We start from the raw sequence: 12,382 nt of genomic DNA, 5'->3' as shown, positions 1-12,382 counted from the left end.
GACCTCACTGCTTGTTCATCTTTTCTTCGATTTTTTTGTCTACGTCGGCGCGGATCTGGTCGATGCTGAAGCTGGCCGGGCGCTGGCTCGGCGGGTAGTCCACAAAGGTCTGCAGGAACGCGGCGGCTTTTCGAATGCCTTCAAAGGCCAGGTAATCGTTCTTGGTCAGCCAGTCGTAATACTGGTCCGAGACGACGTCTGCGCGCTCGAACGGGTCCATGCGCAGGTTGAACATTTTCGGCACCCGCAGGCAGGTGAACGGCTCGCTCCAGACCTTGAAGCCACCCGGCGCACGTTGTTCGCAGAACACCAGTTTCCAGTCACCGAAGCGCATCGACACCAGTTCGCCATCATCGTTGAAGTAGTAGAACTCGTTACGCGCACTCTTGTCGGTCTTGCCGGTCAGGTAGTCCAGCTGGTTGTAGCCGTCCAGGTGAACCTTGAAGTTCTTGCCACCCACGTCGGCGCCTTTTAGCAAGCGGTCCTTGATGTCGGTGTCGCCCACCGCCGCCAGTAATGTAGGGAACCAGTCGAGGCCGGAGAACATCTGGGTACTGACGGTATCGGCCTTGATCTTGCCCGGCCACCGGATCATCGCAGGCACGCGATAGGCGCCTTCCCAGTTGGAATTCTTCTCGTTGCGGAACGGCGTAGACGCCGCATCCGGCCACGACCACTGGTTCGGGCCATTGTCGGTGGTATAGACGACGATGGTGTTGTCTGTGACCTTGAGGTCATCCAGGGTCTTGAGTAGCTTGCCGACATCGCCATCGTGTTCGAGCATGCCGTCGGCATACTCGTTGCCGACCATACCGCTCTGCCCTTGCATCGATTCGCGCACATGGGTAAAGGCGTGCATGCGGGTGGTGTTCATCCACACGAAAAAGGGTTTGTTGGCCTTGACCTGCTTGTCGATGAAGTTGATCGCCGCTTGCGTGGTTTCATCATCGATGGTTTCCATGCGTTTACGAGTAAGCGCACCGGTGTCCTCGATCTTGCCATCGGCGCTGGACTTGATAACCCCCCTTGGCGAAGCGGCCTTGACGAACTCCTGGTCATCCTTGGGCCAGTACGGGCGCTCAGGCTCCTCTTCGGCGTTGAGGTGATAAAGGTTGCCGAAAAACTCGTCGAAACCGTGGTTCGTCGGCAGGTACTCGTCACGGTCACCCAGGTGGTTCTTGCCAAACTGGCCGGTGGCATACCCCTGGGCCTTCAATGCCTGGGCAATCGTCACATCACGGGCTTGCAGGCCGACCGGCACACCCGGCATGCCAACCTTGGACAAACCGGTACGCAAGGCCGTCTGGCCGGTGATGAAGGTCGACCGGCCTGCGGTGCAGCTGTTCTCGGCATAATAGTCGGTGAACATCATGCCTTCTTTGGCGATACGGTCGATGTTCGGCGTCTGGTAACCCACCACACCTTTGGCATAGGCACTGATGTTGGTCTGGCCGATGTCGTCACCGAAGATGACCAGGATGTTCGGCTTGTCCGCCGCACTGGCCAACCCCGCCCCGAACGTTGCCGTTGCCGCGAGGGCGGCCGCCGACAACCATGCTCTACTGGACTTCATAGCTACGCTCTCCGTTTCACGTCACTGCTGTCGTCCACGACTGCTGGCACGGCAAAACCGTGCTGCTGCGGCTGGTTGATGAATCATTGCGGCGTTTCATAGGGGTAGACGCGGCGCCATTCACTGGCCATGTCGACCACCGTCCAGCCCTTGGCCCGCGCCTGATCCAGCGCTTTGTCCAGGCGGCCGACCGAACTTTTGCGGTCATACGCCCACTCACGGTGGGCATCGGTGTGGTGTACCAGCCCGGCAAAGCGCCGGCCCTTGCCCGCCATGGTCCACTGCAGCATCTGCAGGTCGCCGTCGGAATTGCCGAATGCGAGCAGTGGCCGCCGGCCAATGATCGAATCGATGCTCACCGGCTTGCCTGGGCCGTCGTCGTTGTGCACCACCTTGGGCAAACGCTGGATGCTCAGCCTGCCCTGTTGTTCCTGGAACGAAGCCCCCAGCGTCGTGCCGATTACCTGCTCTGGCGGGATGCCATACACCTCGTCGGCAAAGGCACGCATGAAGGCCACCTCGCCCCCCGACACGATGTAGGTCCTGAAGCCGTTGTCACGCAGGTAGCCCAGCAGTTCGAGCATCGGCTGGAACACCATCTCGGTATACGGCTTGCCGGTACGTGGGTGACGGGCGCTGGCCAGCCAGCTGCGGCTGCGGGCTATGAAGTCTTCGCTGCTCATGCCCGAATGAGTCGCCGCGACAATCTTGAGCATGCCGTCCATCCCCTGTGCTGCAAGAGCCTGGTGATCGTTTTCCAATACCGCCTTGAACGGCTGCTGATTGCGCCACTGCGGGTGCTGCGGTGCCAGGCGCCTGACCTCATCCATGGCGAACAGCACCTCGAAGTACAACGGTTGCTCGCTCCACAGCGTGCCATCGTTGTCGAACACCGCGATGCGCTCGGCCGGGGCGACGAAGTCGGGGCCACTTTGCTGGGTGACCGCGTCGACAAATGCCACGATGGCCTGGCGCGATGGCCCATCACGCCACGACGCCAACGGTTCGGCCGCCAGCAGCTGCATGGCCGGCACAAGCAACAGCACACACAACAGCGCCCGAACGGAAGCAGAGCTCACCAGGATCTTGCGCATGGCCAACCATCCTTGCTGAAGTTGCCAACCTGACCACAGCGTGTCAGGGGTTCAGTTGCTTGAGCGCGTGCTTGCCTCGAAGCTTGGCCGGTTGCGCTTTTACCTGCTGCCGCAGGCTGTGCAGCAGGCGAAGCCTGGCATCGGCGGGAGGTGGCCGATGGCGCCCGGCAGCGTAGAAATCCTGCAAAAAGGCTAGCAAAGCCCCCTCGCTTTGCCCGCCGCGAGGATGTTCACTTGACGACAACGTGCACTGGCCAGTTGCCCGGCGCAGCCACAGGTACATGGCATCCAGACGCGCCGGTTCGCGGGCGCACTGCTGACGCGCCTGACGCCAGGCATAGCCAGGTGAATCCAGCCAGGCCTGCTGGCGGCCAGCCCGCCAGCGCTTCAGGCGCAGCCAGGCGCCCTGCCCCCAGTTGCGCAGGGCCCAGGCCAGCCCGCCCAACAGCGACGCCAGCAGCACCAGCAACAGCCCATGGCCGGCAATGCTGACCTGTACGCCTTGGCCAAGTGCGCGCAAGTCTTTGCTCAAGGAGAACGGGGCCTGGTAACTGCCCTCGCCCACTTCCATGTCCAGCGCTGGCACCGATGCCGTGCGCGGTTCATTACGCGTTGTGTCCCACCACGTGACTTCGATGGCAGGCAGCCGGTAGCGGCCAGGGGCAACGGCCACATAGGTAACGCTGTCCTCGCGCTGGCCGCCCAGTATGCCGCCGCGCCCATCGCTGACGGGCGTCACGCTGGGGGTCTGCACATAGCGTTTGAGGCCATCGACCTCGGCAAAGCTGGGCGGCGGGATCAACATCGCCTGGCCCCCTCGGGCCAGGGTGTGCACGCGCCGGGTGATGCTATCCCCGGCGCGCAGGGGCGTGTGGGAGCGCTCGATGGCCTGGCTGAGTTCGAGGGCCTGCGCCACCAGACGCTGCTCGCCGTCGCCACCGATCTGCCCTTTGACGGCAAACGTCAAGGGCTGGCTTTGCACGGCCTGGGCAGCGCTGGCCTGGCCGGGATGCACACGGAAGGTCAGTGCTGGAAGCATGAACTGCTGCGCAACGCTCGGCGTGATCTGATAGCGGTAGCGCAGGCCAAAGAACGCCTTGCCATCCAGCCGCTGATTGAGGTGCTCGGCCTCACCACCCGGTGGGCTGACCACGGCACCGGCCAGCTGCAACACTGGCAGCTCCGGTGGCGCGGTAAACCAGGTGTCGACCAGCAAATCGACCTCGAGTGTGACCGTGGCCCCAACCATGACTGCCGTATCCGGCACCAAGCGAGCCTGAACCCGCACTTCAGGCTCGGCAGCGCTGGCACGGGTTGCCAAACCAGCCAGCACCAGTATCAGTACCAAAAGCCGAATCATGGCGCCTCCTTGGCAGCTTGCTGCGCGGCGGCATCCTGGATCGAGAATTTGCGCCTTAAAAACTGCGCAGGTGACGTAGTGAGGTTGTTCAGCCACAGCTGATCAGATGCTGCCTGCTGCGTCTTCTGCTGCTGTTGCTGGCCGCTGGCTGGTGTCTGGTCCTCCACCACCTTGTCGGCTTTCTCGTCGGGCGTGCCGGCTTGCTGTTGGTCCTGGTAATCCTTCAGCAACGCCTCGGCCAGCGCCAGGTTGGCCTTGGCCTCGGCAAAGTCAGGCAGCAGGCGCAGCGCCTGGCGGTACGCCGCTATTGCCTGAGGGAACTTGAACAGCCGCACATAGCTGTTGCCCTGATAGAACCAGGCCGCTGGCGTGTCCAGCTTGCCCAGACTCGCCAGCGCAACCGGGTAATCGGCGGCCTCGTAGGCGGCAACGCCCTTCCAGTAAGGGTCGCTGAAATGTGCGGCTGCCTGCGGGTAATGGCCATGCTCGAAAGCCCAACGCCCTTGCTGGTTGGCAGTGAAAAACGCATCGGCCAAGCCCCCGGCCCGGGCAGGTTCGGCGCCGCCCCCCAGCAGCACCGCCAACAAAAGGCCCGGTAGCCAGTTCACTTGCCAGCCGCGTCGCACGCTGAACAGCACCACCAGCAGCAACGGCCAGCACAGCCAGTAACCGGCATCTTTCCAGTGCACCTGGCCGGCTTCGGCACTCGCCGCCTTGAAGTGCCGCTGGGCGTGCAACTCGACCCAATCCAGGTCGTCATCGTTCAATGACAGGCTGCCCAAGGGCGCACTGGCGGCGTTGGCCAGGCCCTTTAGGCCTTGTACGTCGAACGCCCCTTGTACCGGCCGGCCTTGGCCATCCAGCCGCGGCATGCCCTGGGCATTACGCAGTACACCCGTGGCCTGGCTGCCGACCGCCAGTACCAGCACCTGCAACTGTGTGCCGGCCAGGCGCCTGGCAATGGCGTCGAACTGGCTGGCATCGGCGCCATCGGTCAGCAGCAGGAGGGTGCCAGGAGCCTTTTCTGCATCCAGCAGCTTCAACGCCTCGTCGATCACGCCCAGTACATCTTTGCCGGGCGTGTTCATCAGGTCGGTCGTCAGCGCCTGGATAAAGGTATCCAGCAAACCCGGGTCGTCCGTGGATGGCAGCACCAGGTGCGCAGTACCGGCATAGGCGATCAGGCCGGTACGCGCGCCGCCACGGCGCATGACCAGGTCGTGCAGGGTATGTCGGGCTGCTGCCAGCCGGCTGGGTGGCACGTCGTCGGCATCCATCGAGGGCGACAGGTCCACGCCAATGATCAGCGGTGCGCGGTCGTCGAGAAAGTCAGGTAGGTCCTGCTGCCAGGTCGGCCCGGCAGCAGCGATGGCACTCAGCACCAGTGTGGCACCCAGCAAGTGGACCGGGCGCAGTTGCCGCGCATGGCCCGGGGTGATCATCAGGTGCTCGATCAAGTGTGGGGCAATGATGCCCTTCAACTGATGCCGCACGTCGTGTCGGCGCAGCCACAGCAACGGCAGCGCAATAGCAGGCACAATCAGCAGCAACCACCAGGGGCGCAGGAAGTGAAAGGCTGCAAGGTCGATGGTCATGCCCGGGCCTGCGCAAGCCGTGCCCGCACCAAGGCAAGCAGTTGGCACAACAGCAGCAAGCCCGCTGCCATACCCAATGGCCAGACAAACAGGTCACGCTTGGGCTGGTGGCTGAAGGTACGTACTGTGTGCGGGGTCAGGCGGTCGAGGGTGGCATACACCTGCTGCAGCGCCTGGCGGTCATCCGCGCGGAAAAACTTCCCACCGGTGGTACGGGCGATCGCCTGCAGGGTGACCAGGTCAACCTTGGCGTCCCCGGTCGCCTGGGGGTCGCCGATACCAATGGTATGTACCACGATACCGTTGGTTTTTGCCAAGTGGGCCGCGTGGTCCGGGGTAATAGCGCTGCTGGTGTCGTTGCCATCGGTCAGCAGGATCAGCACTTTTTCGCGAGCCTGAGCGTGTTGCAGTGCTTTTATGGTCAGCCCAATGGCATCGCCCAGCGCCGTGTTTGGGCCAGCCATGCCGATACCCACTTCATCCAGTAGCAGCAACAGGCTGGCATGGTCGAGGGTCAACGGCGCCTGCGGATAGGCACCGGTACCGAATACAATCAGGCCGATGCGGTCGTCCTTGCGCCGTGCGATGAAGTCCCGCACCACGGACTTTACCGCGCTCAGTCGGTCGCTTTTGGCACCACGGGCGTCGGTGTAGTCGGTCGCCTCCATGGACTGGGAGATGTCGATGGCCAGCATCAGGTCACGAATCGGCTGCTCACGCTGGATCGGTTTTTCCACCAACACAGGCCTTGCGCAAGCGGCCACAATCAGGCACCACACCAGCAGGTTCAGCCACACATGCCCTCGCCCGCCGATGGCTTTCCCGGGCTGCTTGCCAATAGCACGGCGCATGGCCGCGAAAAACGGCACCCGCAATGCGCTGCGGCCTTCCTGGTAGGGGCCAAGCATGCGATAGGCCAACCACGCCAGCGGTAACAGCAGGAATACCCAGGGGTAGTCAAAGCGCCACATGGTGCCCCTCGATCCAGCCACGGCTGGCGCTGAACAACGCGTCCACGTGCTGCGTATCCAGCCTGCGCAAAGTCGCGTCCGGCGCATAGGCAAGCATCTGCAAGGTGTCGACAAAGCCCGATGGCAGTGGCTGGCGGGCACGCTGATCGAGAAAACATTGCCATTGCGCGCCCGCCAGGCTCGCCACGGGTGGCGCATCCGGCATCGACAACGCCACGCGTTTGAGCAACTCGGGCAGTTCGCGCAGTGCTGCAAAGCGCTGTTCGCCCGCACTCGCAGCCAAGGTATCAAGCCGGGCCAACGCTTCACGCCGGTACCGGTCGCGCCGCCAACGGCGCCAGTGCACCGCCCCCCAAAGGCAGCCCAGCAACAACAGCAGTACAGCGAGCACCAGCCAGGCCCAGGTCTGCGGCAGGTAGCTGAACGGCGGCACGCCCGGCGTCAGCTCGCGCAGCTGGTCGATGGACGGGGCGGCAGCGTTCATCGCGGCACCTGGGCCAGGCGACCCAGCTCGCGACGCAATTGGTGAAGGCTTTCTTCGGCGGTGCTGACCCGCATCAGGGGTACCTGGCTACGGCGTAGCAGTTCAGCCACCCCCTGCAAACGCCCGGCGAGGAACTCGGCCAGCGGCCGGTTGATGCGGCGCTGGCCCACCGCAAGCTCGACCTGCTCGGCGCCTTGAGTGACATTCAGCCGCCCCTTGTCGGGCACCTGCAGGGCAATCGGGTCGTACACCTGGATGGCGATCACGTCGTTGTGCAAACTTAGCCGCCGCAACAACGGCAAGGTTTCGGCCGTAGTGCCGGCGAAATCGCTGATGATGCAGACCAGGTTGTCGTGGCCCGCGCTGGCTGCGCAGTTGTGCAGCACCTTGTCCAGTTGTGCGTCGTGCTCCTGGTCTGCGGCATACGCCGACAACCGATGGTTGGCCTTGACCACTGCGCTGCACAGCGCTTCGACCCGCGCCCGGCTGCGCAGGGGCCGTACATAGTCCACCTGCTGGCCGTCGAACACCATTGCGCCCACACGGTCACCTGCGTGAAAAGCCATCCACGCACAAATGGCCGCCAGCTGCGCGGCACTGACCGACTTGAAGTAACGCTGTGAACCGAAATACATGCTCATGCGCTGGTCCACCACTATCAAGGTGGGCCGGTCACGCTCTTCGGTGAAAGTGCGCACGAACGGCTTGCCGTACCGTAACGATGCGCGCCAGTCGAGGTGGCGCAGGTCATCCCCGGGCAGGTAATGACGCAACTCTTCGAAACTCAAGCCCCGGCCACGCAAGCGCGAGGCGTGGCTGCCAGAAAGGATGCTCGACAGCGGCTGCCGCGCCACGAAACTCAACCCCCTGGCACGAGCTTCCAAAGCCATCAGTTCGGCAAGAGCGGTATACACGAAACCGTCCGGCACCACCTTGTTCGCGTCCATGGGCAAGTCCGTCAGGCGGGAATGGCCACCTTGTCCAACAGCCGGTCGATGACCTGGTCGGCCGCCACACCATCGCTGATCGCGTCATAGGACAACTGCAGACGATGGCGCAATACCGGGTGAACCACGGCACGTACGTTGTCGGGCGACACGAAGTCCTGCCCATTCAGCCAGGCGTGGGCACGCGACACGCGGTCCAGGCTGATGCCACCACGCGGGCTGGCACCAATCCTGATCCAGCGCGCAAGCTCAGCGTCATGGTTATCTGGGTGCCGTGTGGCATTGATCAGGTCGATGAGGTAACGGTCGATGGCCTGCGACACATGCACCCGCGCCACTTCGCGGCGCGCATCGAAGATCACTTGCTGGGCAAGGCGTTCAGGCTGTGCCACCTCATGGCTGGCCTGGTCTTCTGCGCGCACCAGGCGCAGCACCTGGGTTTCGTCGTCGGGGCGCGGGTAGCCCAATTGCAGCTTCATCAGGAAGCGGTCCATCTGCGCCTCAGGTAATGGGTAGGTCCCCTCCTGCTCGATCGGGTTCTGCGTCGCCAGCACCATGAACAGCCCAGGCATTGGGTAACTCTGCCCGGCTACAGTGATCTGGCGTTCCTCCATGGCCTCAAGCAAGGCGGCCTGGACCTTGGCCGGGGCGCGGTTGATCTCGTCAGCCAGGATGACATTGCCAAACAAAGGGCCGGGCTGAAAGCTGATCGTGCTGCCTTCAGCCGTCTGCTGCAGGATCTCTCCCCCGGTGATGTCCGAAGGCAACAAGTCGGGGGTGAACTGGATACGCCGCATCTGCGCGTCCAGGTGCGTGGCAAGTGCCTTGACCGTGCGGGTCTTGGCCAGGCCCGGAAGGCTTTCAAGCAATACATGACCATTGGCCAGCAAGCCCAGCAGCACATGGCGGATGGTATCTGCCTGGCCGAGGACAATTTCAGCGACCGATGCTTCCAGTGCCTGGACGTGTTCGTGGGTATTCACGGCAACGGCCCTTGGGTGGGATTGGCGGTGTGGTAAATCTAGCCGCGCACGGCAAGGCTGCAACGGCGTGTCGTGAAGAGAACACGCCAGCCCTCACGGATGGTTGCGCCAATACGGCTCGATCGCCTGCAACCGTGGGTCATCAGGCGCCGCCTCGCGCATTCGCTGTACATAGGGATAGGCCTGTTCACGCTCCCCGGCCAAGGCATGCAGGTAAATCAGCGTATACAGCAGGTCAGCATCCTCTGGCGCCTGCTGCAGGCCGCTGCGCAAGGCCTGCAGGGCTTCGTCCCGACGGTTCATGCGTGCCAGCAGCAGGCCTTGGTTGTAGCGGATGCGCGTATTGCCCGGCAATGCCACAGCCGCTTGTTCCATCCACCCGACCGCTTCTTCCGGCTTGCTGCGTTCGACCAGCAGCAAGGCAAGCATGTAAGCCAGGTTGCCTCGATCCGTTGCCGGCGCCTTGTCCAGCGCCACGCCCTCGCGCAGCAGTTTTTCGGCATCATCCAGCCGTTGCCCGCTACTGGCGAGTGTGACCAGGTTGACCCTGGCCGGGGTGAAATACGGGTCCATGCGCAGCGCCTGACGATACTGCTCCATGGCCTGCTCTGCACGACCCTGGCGCTGCAACAGCACTGCCAGGTTGAGCCGCCCCCCAGGCAAATCGGCATTACCGCGCAGGCGCTGCTCGTAATCGGCAAGCAAGGCGGTGAACGACGCACGGCTGGCTTCGGGTAGCTGCGCGGCAGGTACGTCGGCCAGCGCCCGCACGGTTTCGTCGCGTACCGCCAGGGCTGGGTCCTGTAGCAGCGCCAGCAAGGGCGCAATACGCTGCTCAGCCGGTAAACGGCCGAAGCCGGCCACTGCATAGGCCCGCACCAACGAGTCGTTGTCCTGCAACGCCCAGCGCAGGTTGCTTGCCGCCGCAGGCCCAAGGTCAGCCAACTGGTCGGCAGCCGTCGCACGAACGATGGCAGGGTTGTGCTTGTCCGCGAGCAGGTAACCCAGCCGACTGAGGCTGGTGCCTGGGTCTTCACGCACAGCATGAAACATTTGCCCATACCGGGCTGCACGCGTGGGCGTGGTGAACCAGCTGTCGATCGCACTGGCGGCCCATGCAGGTTCGCGGTCCTGATGACAGGTGGTGCAGGCATCCGGGCCCATGCCCTGCGCAGCCAGGTCAGGCCTTGGAATGCGCAGGCTGTGGTCACGACGGGGGTCGATCACCATGTAGTCCTTGCTGGGCATATGGCAGTTGACGCACTGCGCCCCGGGTGAGCCGGCGATGTGGTGATGATGTGCCGGGCTATCGTAGTCCTTGGCCTGCAGCCCAGCGAAGCGCACGGTATTGGGCTGGGTGTTGTGGCATTGCAGGCATAAACCGTTGCCTTCGATGCGCACCTTGGTGGTGTGGGGGTTGTGGCAGTCTGTGCAGCCCACCCCTGCGGCGAACATCTTGCTTTGAGCGAAGGAGCCGTACTCATAGACCTCGCCATCGATCTGCCCGTCGTCATGGTACAAACCGGTGCGCAGGGTGGCCGGCAAGCTTTGGTCCAATTGCGGACGCCCAGGCATCTGGCCAGTCCCAAGCCCCTGCCGGCGGCTGTGGCAGTACGCGCATTGCTCCACCACGCCTTTACTGCCCAGCGCCTTGAAGTCCACGACAAGGCCTTGGGAAGGCGAAGCGCCGGGGTGTTTACTGGCCCAGTCGACATGGGCCTGAGCGGGGCCGTGACAAGCCTGGCAGCCGACGGTCTTTTCCTGCCAGGTACTGGCAAAACTGTCCTTGGCATCGTCGTAATGCTTGACCAGCCGGGTCGAGTGGCAATCGGCGCACATGCCGTTCCAGTTCTGGTAACGGCCGGTCCAGTGCAGCGGGTCGCCCGGCATGAAGCGTTGCCCTGGGTACAACGAAAACCAGCGCTGGCCACCCTGCTGCGCCGGCCGGCTGTCCCAGGCAATCGTCAGCGCTTGCAAGCGCCCGCGCGACAAGGCCACCAGATACTGCTGCAACGGCGAGTAGCCGAAGGTATGCAGTACCTGGAAGTCGGCGGGCTTGCCATCCTCGCCCTCGATGTTGACGAAGTACGCTTCACCCTTACGGTAGAAATGGGCCTTGACGCCGTCCTGGTCGTAGCGCACGTCATCGAAATCGCCCAGCACATTGGCCGGGCTGGCCTCGCGCAGCGCCCAGGCATGATCGGAATGCTGCCACTGCCCGGCCTGCTCGGCATGACAGCCCTGGCAGCTGCTGGCATCGGCGTAGCCCTCGCGGTCCTTGGCCTGTACGGGCTGCCGGCCCAAGCCATCAGCCACTGCAATGATGCTGACAAGCCACGCCAGTAACAGGATGCCCAACCGGGTAGCCATCCAACCACCCTGCATCACCTGTGCACGACTTCCCATTCGTAAGCTCCACGGTCTGCTCTGTCCGCCCTGTAGCGGGCTGTTGTCATATCAGTCTCGTGTCACCGGTAATGATGGACACCGCCAGCAGGTAGATAGGCACCATGGGGCTCTCCAAGCAGTCCTGAATCTGCAGGATTCACCGTAGTACATGCCTCAGCTGTTTGCGAAGGCTTACTGCAGATACCGGGCGGCAGAGAGCATTCGTGTTGCATACTCCTGCAGCCAGCACTTTGGACGCGAGGCAAATAGTTGATCTGCAGACCGCATTTGATCCAATCCACCCCGTCTGATGCTGGTCTGCCCCCCTGCTGACGAGCTAACCAGGCAGCTTCACTTAAGTCCGAAACGCGCCCCACCGAGAGCTGTCAGAAATCGCCAATCACGATCGCGCACGTACCGGTCACCAGCCCGGTGGTGACCAGCCCTACCCCCGCCCAGTCCAGACTTGGTCGCTGTGGTGCGCGCGACTCAGGGATACAACGTGCCGCCGTGCTGGCCAACAGACCGATAGGCACGTTGATAAGGAGGATGCTGCGCCACCCTAGGCTGAACACATCGGCATGAAGCAAACCTCCACCCGGCACTTGGCCTGCGATGGCGGCCAGCCCCAGTTCGAGCACACCTCGCTGACCATTGACGAGGACCGGCACCTACGCCTGGTTGTGTATGCCAAGTTACAAAGACGAAACGCCATAGCCCCTGGAAACCATGCGCCTTCCGTCGCTCAGCAGGCACCCTCCCGCGAGCGGCAGGCCGAAAAGTAGGTGAACAACCCTGAAAGGAGTTTCACCATGACACCAAAAAAACCCTCTACGTTTGTGCTCGCACTGTGCCTGGCCTTCGCTGCACCACTTGCCTTGGCTGCCACAGACCTGAACGATCAGCGCGCCCCGGGCGTGCAACCGCACGACAATGGCCAAATGAATGGCCAAGGCGGTGCGACGGGTTCAGGCACACCAGGCGACG

The 12,382-nt window shown here is 63.2% G+C and carries 9 protein-coding genes; all 9 read right to left on the bottom strand.

What is annotated here, in order from left to right; genetic code table 11:
- Nucleotides 1-4 precede the first annotated feature (4 nt).
- Nucleotides 5-1,573, bottom strand: coding sequence for an arylsulfatase (locus tag ABOC32_RS15875; protein ID WP_426807890.1), 1,569 nt, complete (start codon nt 1,571-1,573; stop codon nt 5-7).
- Between the two features lie 83 nt (nt 1,574-1,656).
- Nucleotides 1,657-2,667, bottom strand: coding sequence for an HAD family hydrolase (locus ABOC32_RS15870; protein WP_426807889.1), 1,011 nt, complete (start codon nt 2,665-2,667; stop codon nt 1,657-1,659).
- 43 nt (nt 2,668-2,710) lie between these two features.
- Entirely contained in the window at nt 2,711-4,027 is a 1,317-nt protein-coding gene (locus ABOC32_RS15865; protein ID WP_426807888.1) for a hypothetical protein, read from the bottom strand.
- Nucleotides 4,024-5,622 (bottom strand): VWA domain-containing protein, encoded by a 1,599-nt coding sequence (locus tag ABOC32_RS15860; protein WP_426807887.1) that lies wholly within the window; start codon nt 5,620-5,622, stop codon nt 4,024-4,026. The genes ABOC32_RS15865 and ABOC32_RS15860 overlap by 4 nt, the downstream gene beginning before the upstream one ends.
- The gene (locus ABOC32_RS15855; RefSeq protein ID WP_426807886.1) at nt 5,619-6,593 is read right to left on the bottom strand and encodes a vWA domain-containing protein; all 975 of its coding nucleotides are present in this window, start codon (nt 6,591-6,593) and stop codon (nt 5,619-5,621) included. Before ABOC32_RS15855 ends, ABOC32_RS15860 begins: the two co-directional genes overlap by 4 nt.
- The gene (locus ABOC32_RS15850) at nt 6,580-7,077 is read right to left on the bottom strand and encodes a DUF4381 domain-containing protein (protein WP_426807885.1); all 498 of its coding nucleotides are present in this window, start codon (nt 7,075-7,077) and stop codon (nt 6,580-6,582) included. The genes ABOC32_RS15855 and ABOC32_RS15850 overlap by 14 nt, the downstream gene beginning before the upstream one ends.
- Entirely contained in the window at nt 7,074-8,024 is a 951-nt protein-coding gene (locus tag ABOC32_RS15845; RefSeq protein ID WP_426807884.1) for a DUF58 domain-containing protein, read from the bottom strand. Before ABOC32_RS15845 ends, ABOC32_RS15850 begins: the two co-directional genes overlap by 4 nt.
- A gap of 11 nt (nt 8,025-8,035) precedes the next feature.
- Nucleotides 8,036-9,007 (bottom strand): AAA family ATPase, encoded by a 972-nt coding sequence (locus tag ABOC32_RS15840; RefSeq protein ID WP_426807883.1) that lies wholly within the window; start codon nt 9,005-9,007, stop codon nt 8,036-8,038.
- A 93-nt stretch (nt 9,008-9,100) separates the two neighbouring features.
- A complete protein-coding gene (locus ABOC32_RS15835; protein WP_426807882.1) occupies nt 9,101-11,413 on the bottom strand; it encodes a tetratricopeptide repeat protein in 2,313 nt (770 codons plus the stop codon).
- Between the last annotated feature and the right edge of the window lie 969 nt (nt 11,414-12,382).

The organism is Pseudomonas sp. WOUb67 (assembly GCF_050058005.1).
Lineage (GTDB): Bacteria > Pseudomonadota > Gammaproteobacteria > Pseudomonadales > Pseudomonadaceae > Aquipseudomonas > Aquipseudomonas putida_R.
This window is presented reverse-complemented; position numbering and strand designations above follow the sequence as displayed.